This window comes from Guptibacillus hwajinpoensis (genome assembly GCF_020524165.1).
GTDB lineage: Bacteria > Bacillota > Bacilli > Bacillales > Guptibacillaceae > Guptibacillus > Guptibacillus hwajinpoensis_D.
The window spans coordinates 822419-838055 of sequence record NZ_JAIVKU010000005.1 but is presented as its reverse complement, the minus strand read 5'-3'; the positions used below and the strand labels follow the sequence as shown (position 1 = coordinate 838055).

Below are 15637 nucleotides of genomic sequence, written 5' to 3'. Positions count from 1 at the left end.
ATGTATGTTTACGGCAGAGATGGCTAGACAATGGATCAAAGAGTCTGCTAAAAAGATAGAATCGAATAAAGAACAGCTAACTGATCTTGACCAGGTGCTTGGTGATGGCGATCATGGGCTTAACATGACAAGAGGCTTTAAGGCTGCTGTCGAACAGCTGAATGAAGAGACAGATGAACCAGGGAAAGTACTGAAGGCTGTTGGAACGAGTCTGTTGTCTAAGATAGGCGGTGCTTCAGGACCGCTTTACGGTACTCTTTTCATGAAAGCTGGAAATCAGTTAGAAGGAACAGAAGTGCAGCTCAGCGATCTTTCTTCAAGTCTTCGAGTTGGCGTGGATGGAATGAAGAAACGAGGGAAGGCTGATCGAGAAGAGAAGACGATGATCGACTTACTTGAACCTGTAATTGAGTTAATGGAAGAGAAGGGAAATGAGCTTACATCTGCTCATTTGATCGACAAGGCGAAGGAAGCGCTTGAGCATGTAAAAGAGTATGAAGCCAAGAAAGGGAGAGCCGCTTACTACAAAGAAAAATCAAAAGGGAAACAGGATGCGGGGGCGCAGTCTTCTTATTATTTAATAGAGTCTCTTGCGACAGTACTCGATAAGGACGGTGAAGCTTAATGGTCAGTCTTGTCCTTGTCTCACATAGTCCTGATATTTCAAAGGGATTAAAAAAGATGCTTGATGAAGCTCAGCCTGAAGTCACTGTGATCGATGCTGGAGGAACAGATGATGGGGATATGGGAACGAGTGCTATTAAAATTCAGACAGCTATTGAAAAGGCGGACCATGGGGATGGCGTCGTTATTCTCGTGGATTTCGGAAGCTCAGTCATGAATGCAGAGATGGCAATCGATTTATTAGAGGAGTCACATTCCGTTAAGATTGCAGATGCGCCATTGATTGAGGGCGCCTATAGTGCGGTGATGGAAGCAGGATTTGGCAAGTCACTAGATGAAGTGGTGGAATCTGCAGTTCATGCAAAAGCTGCGAAGAAAGTGCAGTGAAAAGAAGAATTGATAAAACAACAGCGCATCCGCCAGGATGCGCTGTTTTCTATATTTTAAGCGCCAGCCCATACGTCTTTCGCATATCGGCCGTCTCGCTCAAGTTCTTCTAGCCATTGAATCGCTTCTTGCTCAGTTGTTTCATACATCGATTGATAGCTTGTAATAATCGTTTGCTCTACTTCAGGAGCCATATGACTACCATCGCCACAAACGTATAAGCGTCCACCATCTTTTAATAGTGGGATGACATCTTTCGCGTTCTCAGATACAAGGTGCTGAACATATGTTTTTTTCTGTCCAGGGCAACGTGAAAAGGCTGTATGAAGGGTAACAAGTCCATCTTTTTCAGCCTGTTCAAGCTCTTCCTGATATAAGTAATCATGTTCAGGATTACGGCAGCCGAAGTAAAGGTGAGCTGCACCAAGCTCGTTGCCCTGGTTGCTTAATTCCCGGCGGGCTTGAATGAATCCTCTAAATGGTGCAATACCTGTTCCAGGTCCAATTAAGACCATTGGTGTTTCTGGATCTTCTGGAAGCTGGAAGTTGGATTGTGGCGTATTGATAAAGCAGGCTACTTTGTCACCAAATTCTCGCGTTGCCAGGTAGTTCGAAGCAACACCTTTGTACTCTCCCTTTCCATTCCATGCTGGGTCACGAACGACACTAACCGTCATGCTTGCTTCTCGTTCTTTATAGAGTGGAGAACTTGAAATTGAATAATAACGAGCTTTCAATGGTGGAAGCAGGGCAATGAATCGTTCAAATGGAATCTCACAAGCCATATAGTGCTCAACGAGTTCGAGCATGGTCACGCGCTTCTCAAGCACTTCTTTTTTATATGTGGTGTCTTCAAGTAATTGCTCGAGCTCGACAACATGAGGTGGACACACTGTATGTGCCGCTAGCGCACGTATTTGTGAACGAGTGGCTGGTTCTTGAAGCTCTACATAAGAAGAAAGGAGCTCCTGGAGTTTCACTGGTTTGTCCGTAGGAAGATGCGCTGCTTTCCCTGAATCCCCAGTTAGTAGTACGTGATCCTGACCATTAAGTGAGAAGCGATCAAGAACACGGTTAACCATCTCATCACTATTCTGTGGAAGGATACCGACATGATCCCCTTCTTTGTATGAAACGCCATCAGGAAGCATAAGTTCGATGTGGCGCGTGCTTCTACCGCTCTCTGTATGCTGTAATTCAACATTTCGATTAATAATAGCAGTGAAAGCATGATGCGTTCTAGCGAGAGGCGTATCACTTACACCACTTACAAAGCTCATTGAAATCGCACTGTTTTCTGAGTTATTTTCATTTAGTTCAATATTCATTGCATTTGCGAGATTTGGCCAAAGTGTCTCTTCCCATTTCTCATAATCGCCTTCAAAGTCATCGCTAGCGTCGCCAAATCCAGTCTCTGCAATTCGCTTTGCACCCTTTGTAGACAATTGATTATCAATGAAAGATGGAATACGTTGATACGTATTGGCCCAGTTGCGGTCACCGCAACCAAAGACTGCATATTGAACGCCATTCACCGCACCGTCTTCCATCTGCTCGAGCCATTGGACAAACTCATCGGCATTGTCAGGAGGATTTCCATTATAGGAAGCTGAGACGATTAAAACAGCTCCGTTCTCAGGAAGCTCATTTACATAGTCGTTCAGTGGAGCAACATTCGTGCTAAAGCCTTGTTGTCGACCTGTCTCAGCCAGATCACGGGCAATTCCTTCAGCTGTGCCAAGGTTAGATCCGTATAAGACGAGAAGAGGAGTACCGTGCGCATTTTCAACTGCGACAGGCGCTGTTTTTTTCTCTTTTTCATTCGCTTCAGAAGCTGGTACAGCAAAAGAAATCGATTCCTTTCGTTGCTTCACTTTCATTTTTAGACCATCGGGTTTGAGCGTTAATGTTTCTTTAACATCAAGTTGATAATTCGAATGATCGATCAGTTCAAAGTGTTGAATAATCATACCAAGGACGAGTGTCGCTTCATGTAGTGAGAATTGTTGCCCAATACATGCGCGCTGTCCATTTCCAAATGGCTTATATGCGTGTAGTGGGATAGAAGACGGGTCTTCAAAGCGTTCAGGCACGAAATCTTCCACATTATCGCCCCAAATGGATTTATCACGATGTAGTTCTGGGAGTAGGAGAGTGAACTCGTCACCTTTTTCGACTTCGTATTCTCCATTCAATGTTGTATCTTCCTTCGCATAAAGTGAAAAGGCAGGAGCGGTTGGCCATAGGCGAAGGGATTCATTTAGAATCATTCGAACATATTTGAGCTGCTTCACTTGCTTATAATCAGGAATAGCATCGCCAACGACACGATCTACCTCTTCTTGAGCTTTGGCAAGCTTATCTGGATTATTCATTAGATAGTAAAGTGTAAAGGAAAGCAATCCACTTGTCGTTTCATGTCCAGCGATGAGGAATGTGATAATTTGGAAGCGGATATTTTCATCATCAAGTGGTTCACCCGTTTCAGGGTCTTTTCCTTTTAGCATATGTGCTAAAAGATCATCCTCGCCTTGATCACCATTCTTCTTACGGTCTGCGATTAAGCCATCGACAAGAGAAAACATATAGTCGATATCATCTTTAAATTGTTTTTTGGAGCGCACCATCAGTTTATCCTGAACCCCTAGACGCTGAGATTGATTCATCGCTTCATCTAATGCCCGTACCATTGCATCAACAAATTCATGATTGGTTTCTCTGTAAAAGCTATTAAAGCGAAAGTCAAATCCACAAAGCCCAATTGTATCAAGAGTCAACCGCGTCATATCTTCGGGTACGTCAATTTCTTCATCTGGATTAAGACGTGCCCACTTCTGAATAAGTTGAGTGGCAAGATCGACCATTTTATTATGATAGCCTTTCATCGCTTGTTGACTAAAACTTGGAAGCAGGATGTTATGTGCTTTTTTCCAATTCTTTTCGTTCGTTTCACTTGTAAATAAGCCATCTCCTCCAAAAGCACGAACTTTTTGAAGAACTGGTCCTACTTTTTTATCGAAGCGTTTTTCATTTGTTATTTCAGCAACAAGAGAGGCACTTGAAACGAACGTACTAGTACGTCCGGGGAATTGGAATTGATAAATAGGTCCAAGCTCTTTTGAAAGCTTCATAAAGGACTGAATTGGTTTTTCTTTATCAATAAGAGGTAAATTACCTAGTGGTCCATAGGTTTTTGGCTGTGGGAACGATTTCTTAGTGGTCATCATTTATCACCTCAATAGTTATTTGAAAGCGGAATGAACGTTCATTCATTTGGTGTTGTGAAGAGAAAGATCTCTTCACGCATGTAATCGAACAGAATCCCATAAACTTTCTTCAATTTTTGAAAGAAGTTCAGGTTCTGAGGAAAGCTCACCTGCTCGAACAAGATTCTGAAGTTCTAGAAAAGCACCGTATAGAATGGCGATCAATGCTTCAGAAGGCAAATCGCGAATCTCTGACTGTTTCTTTCCAGTATCAAAAAAAGCTTTCAACAGATTGAGAAGTTCGGTGAAATCACTTTGACTCTGGTTATCCAGAAAGTGACCGGCACTGTGTTTCTTAATGAAATAAAGCGCATGCTCATTTTGATTGGTAAAGAGAATCATGGTTTTATAAATGTGTTGAAACTGCTGACGAGTCGATTGGTGATATGGGAATTGATCTTCAATCGTTTTTGTAAATGTAGCAACCGTGTCCTGAAAGAGCGTGTTAACGAGCACCTCTTTGTTTTCAAAATAACGGTAGATTGTGCCGGCACCAACATTCGCTGAATTGGCAATCATCGGCACAGTCGTAGCATCAAAACCTCGCTCGGCAAATAACACAAGAGCGCTTTTCAAAATACTGTCCCGTTTATTCAGGGTCGTCATACGCAGCTTCCTTTCTTACTTAGCATGCGGAATGAATATTCATTCCTGTTTTCCATTTTAAACCTGTTGGAAAAGCTTAACAATAAAGCAGAGGTCCTAAAAAGATTGAAGATCTTGTTAACTAGAGGGTCTATTCACCTATTGTAATGCTATTAAATGGAAAAGATCATTGGAAGTTCTAACAATTTCATCTCGGGATATTCGTTCCAATCCTCCCATCATATAGGCGACAGTTTCCTCTATTATCGTTTTCATTCTTCTATTTCCATAATAATTTTGAATGAAACCTTATATTTCACCAAAACAAAAAGGCTTCTTAAGAAAAAAGCCTCCTTCATCTTCATTATCTTCTTAGTCGATTGGATCCTCAGCTTTCCCAAATCTGATAACATCGATAATCGCCATGCCATCACTCGGTTTTCCTGCATCATTTCGATAAGGCATAAGAGAAAAGAAAATAAAATAAATCGAGAAGTAAGTAAATTGATAGAAAAAGAGATCCACTGGAAGAACTTCGGCATAAATTAGCGCGTTTAGAATGAGAATAACAATAATGTTAAATAGGCTACCGGCCGCATAAATGGCGACGTGAGCCCATGTTTTGTTATAGGTTAAATCTTCATATTGGCACCAACCTTCCATAAAATATTTCTTTTTCACTTCAAGGGGACCAATATGAAAAATGGTCTTGCCGGTACCGATACAGAATTTGATTTTGCCTCCAAAAACTCTTGCTATAAGAACATGGCCAGCTTCGTGTAGGAGCGTGATGATTGGTAATATAATGAAAAAGTTCACGAAGAACATTGGAATATCGCTTAAAGTAAACATTGAAAACCTCCAAAAAAATCGTTTAAAAATTGCTCTTTTCGTAAATAGTACACTGAGATAGAGCGTTCCCGATTAAAGGAATTCCAAACCTGTATGAAGAAGTTTCTTTTTGATATAAGTAATAAAAGCATGAGGGTTGCTGAATAAAGAAAAAAAGTTTATGATAATGTTATATACCCCATGGGGTAATTAAAAACTGTTTCTAGGAGGATAAAGACATGTATTTACGTACGTTTTTTGATGAGAAATTGGCTCAGTATTCTTATATGATCGGCTGTCAACGAACGGGTGAAGCGCTTGTAATTGATCCGGCACGAGATGTTAGACCGTATTTAGAAACAGCGAAAAAGGAAGGCTTTCATTTAGCAGCAGCAGAGACGCACATTCATGCTGATTTCGTCTCAGGTGCAAGACAATTAGCAGAAAAGCATGACGTAAAGCTGTACTTATCCGATGAGGGTGATCAAGACTGGAAATATGGTTATCTCGATGGTTTAAATGTGGAACTTGTAACAGATGGTTCTATGATTCATGTAGGTAACGTGGAACTTCGCGTGATGCATACCCCTGGGCATACCCCAGAAAGTATTTCGTTCGTACTGACAGATCGCGGTGGTGGCTCTGAAGTACCAATGGGAATTTTTACAGGAGATTTTGTATTTGTAGGAGACATTGGTCGTCCAGATTTGCTTGAAAAAGCAGCAGGGGCTGTGGGAACAGCTGAAACGGGAGCGAAATCAATGTTCAAATCTCTCCAAAAGTTTAAAGAGCTACCAGAATTCGTAACAGTCTGGCCTGGTCACGGCGCAGGAAGCGCATGTGGAAAGTCACTTGGTGCTGTTCCACAATCAACAGTTGGTTATGAACTTCGTAATAACTGGGCATTGAAGGAAGAAAAGGAAGAAACGTTTGTAAAAGAACTATTAAATGAACAGCCGGAAGCTCCGACTTACTTTGCAGTGATGAAGAAAGTAAATAAAGAAGGTCCCAACGTCTTAACAGGTGAAGAACTTGAAAAGGTTGAGAGCGTTGATGAAGTTCGTGCGCTTGCAACAAATGGGCAGACGACAATCGTAGATACCCGTTCGGCCCAGGATTTCGCGGATGGTCATATCGACGGAGCGATTAATCTCCCATTCAATAAAGCATTTACGAACTGGTCAGGTTGGGTGCTAAACTATGAACGAGACTTGCTTCTTATCGCAGAGGATGATCAAAAAGAAGAGATCGTAAAAGCATTACACTCCATTGGCATTGATCGGATCAAAGCATACGCTGGTCCTGAACTTCTCTCTCAATGGGATGATCTTGAAGGCTATTCCTTTGTGACAACAGAAGAATTGAAAGATGTTTACGACAAAGACGATGTATATGTCGTTGATATTCGAAAAGAAAATGAATGGAATGCGGGTCACATCCCTGGGGCCAATCACCATATGCTTGGGTATTTAGAAGATCAGGCGAAGGATATTCCAGAAGATAAAACAGTTGTGGTGCACTGCCAATCAGGAACACGATCAGCGATTGGAACAAGTTTATTGCAGTCCCTTGGCTTTAAGGACATTTTGAACTATAGCGGTGGCTTTGCTGCGTGGGAAAAAGAGGGAGATAAAATCGAAAAATAAGATAAGAAAGAGCGTAAAGCTAATGCCTTACGCTCTTTTTTCTATGCACTCATTTCGCTTTCGATTGTAGCCGGTTTCGGTTTCATCACCATTAGACCAATGCCCCCAACACTAAGGACAGCTGCCACAAGGAACGGTGCATGAGCAGAAACACTCTGACCGATTAGTCCTGATAAGACAGGAGCAATGGCTGCGCCAAGCCAGCGAAGGAAGTTATATCCCCCAGAAGTAATGCTTCGTTCGTATGGCGATACTTCCATAACGTAGCTTGTAAACAAAGCGTTGTTTAGCCCGGAAGCCAGTCCAGATAGGATAACAAGTGTGATGAGTAACGGTGTTGATGGAACAACAAAGAGTAGTCCAAGTAACACAGCAAACGTTAGTAAGCTATACGGTAAGATTTTTTTCGGTAAAAACTTTTTCTCAAGCTGGTGACTTAAAATCGCTGAACCGTATGCCAGCATAAGGCCCCAACCAAAGAATACAAATCCAATTTGAATGGCATCAAGTCTGATAATCAGTGGTGTATACGCTAAAACGACGAAGAAACCATAATAATAAAGCATCGCCGCGAGAGCGGATGTAACAAATGGTTTGTAAGAAAACAATCCTTTTAACTCATGCATGCCAACAGGTTTACGTTTTTGTTTGCCATTAGGTTCAAACACAAAAAAGAGTACAAGACAGAAAGCAGCTAGAATTAAAACGGATGTTGCGAAGAAAGGAAATCTCCATGAATAGCCACCAAGAATCCCACCAACAAGTGGTCCGCCTGCCATACCTAATCCAATGGCGGCTTCATAGTAGCCGACAGCTTTTTGTGGATCTTTTGATAAGGCTATTAACAGTGTCATCGCAGTAGCGAAGAACATTGAGTTACCGAAGCCCCAACCTGCTCTAAATATGGAAAGACTTGCAATCCCGTTTGAAAGCGCACAGAGGAGCGCAAAAACGGTCACAATACACAAGCCAAATACCATCATGCGCTTATCTCCAAAGCGACTTGCAAAAATACCTGCAGGAATCATCATAATGGCCATTGTTAAAATGTAGGCGGTGAACAACATTTCTACTTGCCAGTGGTTTGCACCAATCTGCTCGGCAATCGTTGGAAGGATTGGATCCACAATTCCGATCCCCATAAAAGCAAGAAAGGTTGCTGCAATTGTAATCCACCGAGCTTTTGTAAATTTCTTCTCATTCATTTCATTTAACCTCCTATAAAAATCGTTCAAAAAGAACAACGGTTGTTATTTATACAACAAGTGTCGTAAAATATTGTAACAGAGTCATGAAATTGAGCAATAATCAAGTTATTGAGTTATGTAGTCTAAACGACAAAAGAGGAATAAACGTCGATAAAAAGTTGATTTTGGAGGGGATTTATCATGAGAGAGAAGGAAGACCCACGTGTTAAGCGAACACGAAAGCTTTTACAGGATGGATTTATTCACCTTATGTCAGTCAAAGAATATGAGAAAATCACGATTGCAGATATTACAACAGAAGCAACGGTTAACCGCGCTACCTTTTACTTGCATTATCAGGATAAAGAAGAATTGCTTCTTCAAACAGTTGATGAAATGCTTCGGCAGCTCTTTGGTGAAGCCCTGACAATTCCTCCTGGTAATTTACCAATTGATGAACTTCAGCGTTATATCGCAGAACATATTTTCTCAAGCATTGCAGAATACGATAAATTTTTTCACGTGATGTTAATTAAAAAAGGTATGCCGAACTTCCTTGATCATATGCGCAGCTTCTTTTTTGATTTCTATGACAATCGAATTGCAAAGGGAAGGTTTGATCCTCTCCCCTTACCAAGTGAAGTGATCGCAAGTTATATTGCGTCTGCCTATACCGGAATGATTTCATGGTGGCTTGAAAATGAGATGCCTTACACACCAAAAGAGATGGCAGAGCAAATGATTCTGTTAAATCAAAAAGGACCTACGGGGATATTGAAAATGCACGTTAAGAAACAAGAAGAGCGATAGGAAGTCCTCCTATCGCATCATTCGCTCATATCGTTTTAGTAAAGAGTAAAGCAATAGAAGGTGATAAAGGATGCCAATGAAAAGAATGAGGAAAGCGGAAAGATTCCATCCATCTAGGAGAAGGAGGTATCCTTTTATGGGCCAGTAGGGAGGAAGAATTCCAGTGAGCATGATGGCTGGATGCTCAACGAAGAAAATAGCGATTGGAATAGCAAGAAGAATACTCACTACCTTTGCGGCAGCTAAGCCTTCTACCTTATTTTCTGCCATACTTGCCATAAAGAGGGCGATAATGGGGATTTCTAATAAAATTAACAATAAAAAAGGCAGAAGACGTAACGTTAAGATTTCTGTAAACCCTCCAATTAAGAGTACCGGATAAGCGAGTATTAGACTAACGAGTATTGGCAAAGTCAGGCGATAGAGTAAATATCCTTTTAATTGAAACGGTGTAACGGCAATCGACATGGCGACGCCTTCATCTTTTTCATCGAGAAGGATAAATCCACTCATGATGCCAAGCATGACTGGTGTTGCGAGAAGGAGAAGTAAACCGATGACCAGATTTTGATCAGTAGAAGTAAAGGATGTTCCTTCAAAAAACATTTTATTTAGAACAGGAGTGATAAAACGAAAGAAAAGTGCCATCAAAATCGGTGCGAAAATGGCGATCATCGTCATCAAGTCTTTTTGAATTGATCTTAAATCATAAGATAAGAGAAATAAAAGACGTGCCACATTAGACACCTGCTTTCTTAGAAAGAATACGTTCATAATGATACTTGACGAGAAAGAAGAAAAGAAAAATCCAGCTACTTAAAATAAATAGATGAAATGCTAAATCGGAAATCGAGTGAAATCCGCTTATTAGCTGCAGCGTACTATAACTAGGCGTCCACTCGAGAAACGAGGGAGCTGGTAATGAGAAGTAGTTTGCGAGCGGCAGAAAAAAGATTGGTACGAATAAAGGTGTGATAAGCAAGTATTGGTTAACAGATTTCGCGTTAATGGCAATCATCATCCCAAGAAATGTTGCAAACAAAGAGCAGCCAAACACGGCTAACAGGATAGACGTATAGGGAAGTGAAGGACCAAAGCTCGCAAATAAAATAACAAAGCTTGCTAAAGTGGCAAGGCAAGAAAGAGATAATGCTTTGCTAAGGATATATTCAGATATTCTAAGTGGACTGATCAGAAGTTGATCGATCATTCCCTGGTCTTTTTCAAGGAGAATGATGCCACCGATGAAAAAAGATCCGAGAAAAGAACAATCAGAGAATATAAGGAGTATAGCGCCAGTTTCTTTCCAGTCTAATGGGATGAATCTAAGAAAAATAATATAAATAATGGCGATGATAAAATAAGCAAGATAGAAACCATGTTTGACTTGAAAAGCAATATCTGTCTTTATCTGTGCCACGATCCTCACGTCAGTTCCCTCCCTGTTACTTCAATGAAAATATCCTCAAGTGTTGCTTCCTCCGTATACATCGAAATAAGTTGATTACTTTTTAGAACCTTCATAAATTGTTGGTTGCTAGCTAGATTTGTAATTGGAAGTGTAAGTGATGACATTCCTCCAGATTCCTTATGGTAAGTAAGGTGTAACGTCTGTTTACTTCGCTCTCTCATTAGCTTGTGTGGAGAATCAATTAACTTTACTTTCCCTTCAACAATAAATGCCACGCGATCACAGATCTCCTCAGCAATGTGCATGTTATGGGTAGTGATAATGATCGTTTTTCCCTGTTGCTTCAAATCCAAAATATAATCAATCATCGTGCGTGCATTTGTAGGATCAATACCTGACGTAGGTTCATCGAGAAATAGTATAGCTGGATCATGGAGTAGTGCTCTTACGAAATTCAAGCGCATCTTCATGCCTTTTGATAGGGAGGATGCTTTCAAGTGAGCAGCGTTCTCAAGACCAACATGCTTTAGGAGTTCAAGCGGCTCCTGACCTTTTCTATTATAAAATTTGGAGAAAAGCTTTAAGTTCTCCATCGCTGTAAACTTAGAATAGAAATTTGGAAATTCAAATGCTACCCCTATCTGCTCATAGAAATCAGAAGTCGTTTCACGAATTTCATAGCCATTGACAGTCGCAGAGCCCTGGTAGTCTTTGATTAAACCAATCAAAATCTTTTGAATGGTACTCTTTCCAGCTCCAGAGGGTCCAAGAAAGCCGAAAATTTCTCCCTTTGGAACAGTAAAATTAAGTTCAGTTAAGGTTTGATGGTGAGAACGTGGATAACGATAACTTAGTTGATTGACCTTAATCATTTCCTAATCCTCCCTTAGTATTTCATGTGCTAGTGCCCTTGCATAAAAATGAAGCGTGTCTTGAAACTCGTCCATCCCAATTTCCCTCTTATGCATAGTAAGAAGAAAGAATGCCCGTATCGCACTACTAATCGTCTTCTTTTTAGGATGATTTTGAATGGGAAGGATCTTCTCAATTGAAAATTGGTCTTGTTTCATATGACGATCAAATTGTTCCTTAGGTATTTTGCGAGAAAGTGCGCTCATTTGAGTAGGCGACAACATGAGCTCAATAAAAGGGTTGTCACTGGCTAGCTCAATCCCTCTTAATAAGAGAGAAGCAATCTCGTCTGCTGATGTAACTTGCTGGAATTCATTCGCCAAGGTTGCTTTAATTGACGCTTCTTCATTCTCGAGAATGGTAAAAATAAGCTCTTCTTTAGAAGAGAAAAATTTATAAAATGATCCAGGAGCGATTCCGATTGCATCCGTTACGTCTTTGATCCCGGTTTTAAATCCCTTTTTTTGGTACTGTTCTTTTGCTTCATCAATCAGTTGTTGACGAATCTCTCTTAATTCCTGTTCAGAAAAACCTCGGGCCATGTTAAAAACTCCTTCTTATGAATGTATGAATATTTTATATTTATATTCATATTAACACATTCTGTTTTAATGTGAATGTGGATTTTTATTTGACTAAAAATTCAATTTATTGTAAGGTGAATGTATTAGCTCATACTTCCCTTTAGAAAGGCAACCCCTTTCAAAATCAGGACAGTAGGGCATCGACTGAATGATAACAATCACAATAACTGATAAAACTGTTAAAGCTCTTGCCGGAGTTTCGTACGCAGTTTAAAGCCAGTATCTTTTTCTCGGAGGACGGGAGAAGTGTGCTGGCTTTTTTGTTTTTCTTGTCATTCTAATAACTATCTAAAGGAGAGATGTGTGAAATGGAACTTACAAGTATGAAGCAGGATGCAAGAAGTGTGAAAAAGGGCAAGGGGTATGAGATTAAACCGAGTGGTTCCCATGATCGACTCTATGTAGTAGAGCTAGAACAAGAGGTCATCAGCCGCTTTTTTGAAGACGTTCGCGAGATTAGCAGTCAGCAGTTAGAATATATTCCTTACATGCGTTTTATTCTCACCGAGAAACTATCAAGTCTTTTAGATAAAAACTTTCAAAAAACGGTTCGAGCGATTCTCCATGACCGAAAGACAGGTGGATTTACCGTTGGAGTGAACAAGCAAACGACTGATCCAGAGGACTATGTAAAGTTTTCAACGGCTTTTTCACATCTCGTAGGAATTCCTAATTTCGATGCAATGTCTGGAAACTACTACGCTCGTTTTTCAGTGAAACATACGGATACGAGTGATTCCTATCTCCGTCAGGCGTATCGTCTTTTTACGCTCCATACCGATGGGACGTATGTGGATGAAGCAACGGACTGGTTGTTAATGATGAAATTTGATGAGCAAAATGCGGTTGGGGGCCGTTCACGACTTCTTCATCTTGATGATTGGGAAGAACTTGAGCGGTTCTATCAACATCCGATGGCTTCGCAACGATTGATCTATAAGGCACCACCAAGCAAAAATGTCGCAAAGGAAGTGTTCCGTACGACGTTCTACGAACAAAACAATGAACCTTGTATTTGTTTTATCGACCAGTTCGTTCATCCAGAAAATATTGAGCAGGCGACTTATTTACAGGAGCTATCAAGTTCCATGGAGAATTCTTCTGCCACAAAAGGACTTGAGCTTCCGGCGGGAGAATTAATTATGTTGAATAACCGTTTTTGGCTTCATGGAAGGGAAGCTTTTGAAGAGAATACTGGACTGCACCGCGAACTTCTACGTCAGCGTGGGCGATTTGCTTAATTGGAATGGGAGGAAGCAACATGTATGATTATCTCGTGATTGGAGGGGGAATCGTTGGCTTGTCCACAGCCCTTTCGATTCAAAAGCGCTACCCTCACGCTACTCTTGCAGTAGTTGAAAAAGAAAACAAATGGGCAAGTCATCAAACAGGTAGAAACAGTGGTGTCATTCACTCAGGAATTTACTATAAGCCCGGAAGTTTAAAGGCTACTTTAGCGAAACTGGGCAGTGAATCAATGGTTCGTTTTTGTCAGGAAAACGGCATTGCGCATGAAGTATGTGGAAAAGTCATCGTAGCGGTTGATGATACGGAAAAAGCGAATTTAAATCATTTGTACGAGCGAGGTATAGAGAATGGACTTCAGGTTCAGAAGCTTACTAAAGAATCCCTTTTGGACATCGAACCACATGTGAAAGGCGTTGAAGGAATTCGTGTTCCCTCGACCGGAATTGTAGACTATCAAAAAGTGACGAAAAAACTAGCAGAAATTCTAGAGTATCAAGGTGCTCACTTGTTTTCTGGAACAAAAGTAACAAACATAGAAGAAGATAAGGATGAAGCAATCATTGATACAACCATGGGAACATTTAAATCCCGATATCTGATTAATTGCGCTGGACTGCATAGTGACCGAATGGCCCGTCTCGCCAATATTTATACCGATCTTAAAATTGTGCCATTTAGAGGGGAATATTTTGAGTTAAAGAAAGAAAAAAGCTACCTGGTGAAAAACTTAATCTACCCCGTGCCGAATCCTGACTTTCCGTTTCTGGGCGTCCATCTCACCCGTATGATGGATGGAACCATTCATGCGGGACCAAATGCGGTACTTAGCCTAAAGCGGGAGGGTTATCGTAAGCTTTCGTTTAATGCCAAAGATGCATTCGATGTTCTTGGATTTGAAGGTTTTTGGAAAATGGCAGGAGGTAATCTAAAAGAAGGGCTTAAAGAAATGGGACGGTCGTTTCACAAAAAATCGTTTGTGAGAAGTCTTCAGCGACTTGTTCCAGAAATTCAAGAGCAAGACGTTGTACCGACACACTCAGGCGTAAGGGCACAGGCTCTCTTGAAGAATGGTCAGCTTGTGGATGATTTCTTTATCATTCCGGGCAAAAGATCGCTTCATGTTTGTAACGCCCCGTCTCCTGCTGCAACAGCATCATTAGAGATTGGAGATGCGATCGCAGGAAAAGTGCCATCGTTTACTAGAAAAACAATATCATTATCGTAATTTGTTAGCCATCGAGGAGATCGATGGCTAATTTTTATAGAAAGGAAAATTTGGGAGAGGGATAGAATCGTTTTTTGAAAGTGGAGGGGATGAAAAGTGTTCATAGTAAAGAAATATTGGGTTCCCGTGTTTAACGAAGAAAGATCGCTTCGAATTTATTTACCAGAAGGTTATCATGAATCTAAAAAGAGCTATCCTGTTCTCTATATGCATGATGGACAAAATGTGTTTGAAGATCGTGATGCCGTAGGCGGAAGGTCATTACGAATGGAGGACTATCTTAAGAAAAACCATGTGCCACTTATTATTGTTGGAATTGATTCAGGTGCTAACCGGATGGAGGAATATCGCCTATGGGCTCCAGGAAAGCTGAGTGAGGAGCTGACAGGAAAAAGCGTTTCTCAGGAAGCAAAGGGGCGGGAATATCTCGATTTTATTGTCAAAGACCTAAAACCATTGATTGATGCTACGTATCGAACCCAGATCACCTCAAGTTATATGGCTGGTATTTCCCTTGGGGGATTGCTAACAGTCTATGCCCTATGTCGTTACCCAAATGTGTTTACTAGAGGAGTGGGGATTTCTTCTGCTTTTTTTCGCAATCAAGAGAAGTTGGAGGAGTTTATTTTAGAAATGGACTGTATTCCTATCGCTCGTCTTTATTTGGACTGTGGTGATAAGGAATCAGGTGATGAGCGAATTGATCGTGCCTTTTTAAATTCAAATGAACGAATTTATGAGATGTTAGAAAAAATAGGTGCGAGTGTTGAATTTAAGGTGATGAAAAATGGTGAGCATCACTATGAGTCATTTTCTAATAGAATCGATGAAGTTATGTCATTTTTATTGAGGGAAAGTTAAAGATCGAGAAAAGTTCATTTTCTAAATTATTGATTTAACTAAAAAAAAAAAAGCACGACT

15 protein-coding genes are annotated in these 15637 nt (G+C 40.7%); 7 read left to right on the top strand and 8 right to left on the bottom strand.

Annotated elements, in window-relative coordinates; genetic code table 11:
• The first annotated feature begins 4 nt into the window (after positions 1-4).
• Entirely contained in the window at positions 5-625 is a 621-nt protein-coding gene (dhaL, locus tag LC090_RS17425; protein ID WP_226659276.1) for a dihydroxyacetone kinase subunit DhaL, read from the top strand.
• The gene (dhaM, locus tag LC090_RS17420; protein ID WP_226659275.1) at positions 625-1011 is read left to right on the top strand and encodes a dihydroxyacetone kinase phosphoryl donor subunit DhaM; all 387 of its coding nucleotides are present in this window, start codon (positions 625-627) and stop codon (positions 1009-1011) included. Before dhaL ends, dhaM begins: the two co-directional genes overlap by 1 nt.
• 56 nt (positions 1012-1067) lie before the next feature.
• Here the strand turns inward: dhaM and LC090_RS17415 are convergent, their stop codons facing one another.
• The 3 genes from LC090_RS17415 to LC090_RS17405 all read right to left on the bottom strand — a co-directional run bounded on the left by LC090_RS17415 (position 1068) and on the right by LC090_RS17405 (position 5714).
• Positions 1068-4235 carry a bifunctional cytochrome P450/NADPH--P450 reductase gene (locus LC090_RS17415; RefSeq protein ID WP_226659405.1) on the bottom strand — a complete coding sequence of 1056 codons (3168 nt, stop codon included), beginning with the start codon at positions 4233-4235 and terminating at the stop codon, positions 1068-1070.
• Positions 4236-4310: 75 nt separating this feature from the next.
• A complete protein-coding gene (locus LC090_RS17410; protein WP_226659274.1) occupies positions 4311-4883 on the bottom strand; it encodes a TetR/AcrR family transcriptional regulator in 573 nt (190 codons plus the stop codon).
• Between the two features lie 351 nt (positions 4884-5234).
• Complete coding sequence (locus tag LC090_RS17405; RefSeq protein ID WP_226659273.1) at positions 5235-5714, bottom strand: site-2 protease family protein; 480 nt, start codon at positions 5712-5714, stop codon at positions 5235-5237.
• 218 nt (positions 5715-5932) lie between these two features.
• Between LC090_RS17405 and LC090_RS17400 the strand changes: the two genes are divergently transcribed.
• Entirely contained in the window at positions 5933-7339 is a 1407-nt protein-coding gene (locus tag LC090_RS17400; protein WP_226659272.1) for an MBL fold metallo-hydrolase, read from the top strand.
• Positions 7340-7380: 41 nt separating this feature from the next.
• On the opposite strand, the gene LC090_RS17395 is transcribed toward LC090_RS17400, so the two are convergent.
• Positions 7381-8544: an MFS transporter gene (locus LC090_RS17395; RefSeq protein WP_226659271.1), complete on the bottom strand. Its 1164-nt coding sequence runs from the start codon at positions 8542-8544 to the stop codon at positions 7381-7383.
• Between the two features lie 183 nt (positions 8545-8727).
• Between LC090_RS17395 and LC090_RS17390 the strand changes: the two genes are divergently transcribed.
• On the top strand, positions 8728-9336 hold the full coding sequence (locus tag LC090_RS17390) for a TetR/AcrR family transcriptional regulator (protein WP_226659270.1): 609 nt from the start codon (positions 8728-8730) through the stop codon (positions 9334-9336).
• A gap of 9 nt (positions 9337-9345) precedes the next feature.
• Here the strand turns inward: LC090_RS17390 and LC090_RS17385 are convergent, their stop codons facing one another.
• From LC090_RS17385 to LC090_RS17370, 4 genes are read right to left on the bottom strand one after another with little or no spacing between them, the layout of a single operon-like run.
• Positions 9346-10074, bottom strand: coding sequence for a hypothetical protein (locus tag LC090_RS17385; protein WP_226659269.1), 729 nt, complete (start codon positions 10072-10074; stop codon positions 9346-9348).
• A gap of 1 nt (position 10075) precedes the next feature.
• Entirely contained in the window at positions 10076-10765 is a 690-nt protein-coding gene (locus LC090_RS17380; RefSeq protein WP_226659268.1) for an ABC transporter permease, read from the bottom strand.
• A complete protein-coding gene (locus LC090_RS17375; protein ID WP_226659267.1) occupies positions 10762-11619 on the bottom strand; it encodes an ABC transporter ATP-binding protein in 858 nt (285 codons plus the stop codon). Before LC090_RS17375 ends, LC090_RS17380 begins: the two co-directional genes overlap by 4 nt.
• A gap of 3 nt (positions 11620-11622) precedes the next feature.
• A complete protein-coding gene (locus tag LC090_RS17370) occupies positions 11623-12201 on the bottom strand; it encodes a TetR/AcrR family transcriptional regulator (protein WP_226659266.1) in 579 nt (192 codons plus the stop codon).
• A gap of 350 nt (positions 12202-12551) precedes the next feature.
• On the opposite strand from LC090_RS17370, the gene glaH reads away from it, so the two are divergent.
• From glaH to LC090_RS17355, 3 genes are all read left to right on the top strand, one after another.
• On the top strand, positions 12552-13484 hold the full coding sequence (gene glaH / locus LC090_RS17365) for a glutarate dioxygenase GlaH (RefSeq protein ID WP_226659265.1): 933 nt from the start codon (positions 12552-12554) through the stop codon (positions 13482-13484).
• Positions 13485-13504: 20 nt separating this feature from the next.
• Positions 13505-14716, top strand: coding sequence for an L-2-hydroxyglutarate oxidase (gene lhgO / locus LC090_RS17360; protein WP_226659264.1), 1212 nt, complete (start codon positions 13505-13507; stop codon positions 14714-14716).
• A gap of 96 nt (positions 14717-14812) precedes the next feature.
• Positions 14813-15577: an alpha/beta hydrolase gene (locus LC090_RS17355; RefSeq protein ID WP_226659263.1), complete on the top strand. Its 765-nt coding sequence runs from the start codon at positions 14813-14815 to the stop codon at positions 15575-15577.
• The last annotated feature ends 60 nt before the right edge of the window (positions 15578-15637 follow it).

Coding starts and splice junctions, on each gene's coding strand:
- dhaL (WP_226659276.1), top strand. CDS start 5: ATGTTTACGGCAGAGATGGCTAGACAATGGATCAAAGAGTCTGCTAAA.
- dhaM (WP_226659275.1), top strand. CDS start 625: ATGGTCAGTCTTGTCCTTGTCTCACATAGTCCTGATATTTCAAAGGGA.
- LC090_RS17415 (WP_226659405.1), bottom strand. CDS start 4,235: ATGACCACTAAGAAATCGTTCCCACAGCCAAAAACCTATGGACCACTA.
- LC090_RS17410 (WP_226659274.1), bottom strand. CDS start 4,883: ATGACGACCCTGAATAAACGGGACAGTATTTTGAAAAGCGCTCTTGTG.
- LC090_RS17405 (WP_226659273.1), bottom strand. CDS start 5,714: ATGTTTACTTTAAGCGATATTCCAATGTTCTTCGTGAACTTTTTCATT.
- LC090_RS17400 (WP_226659272.1), top strand. CDS start 5,933: ATGTATTTACGTACGTTTTTTGATGAGAAATTGGCTCAGTATTCTTAT.
- LC090_RS17395 (WP_226659271.1), bottom strand. CDS start 8,544: ATGAATGAGAAGAAATTTACAAAAGCTCGGTGGATTACAATTGCAGCA.
- LC090_RS17390 (WP_226659270.1), top strand. CDS start 8,728: ATGAGAGAGAAGGAAGACCCACGTGTTAAGCGAACACGAAAGCTTTTA.
- LC090_RS17375 (WP_226659267.1), bottom strand. CDS start 11,619: ATGATTAAGGTCAATCAACTAAGTTATCGTTATCCACGTTCTCACCAT.
- LC090_RS17370 (WP_226659266.1), bottom strand. CDS start 12,201: ATGGCCCGAGGTTTTTCTGAACAGGAATTAAGAGAGATTCGTCAACAA.
- glaH (WP_226659265.1), top strand. CDS start 12,552: ATGGAACTTACAAGTATGAAGCAGGATGCAAGAAGTGTGAAAAAGGGC.
- lhgO (WP_226659264.1), top strand. CDS start 13,505: ATGTATGATTATCTCGTGATTGGAGGGGGAATCGTTGGCTTGTCCACA.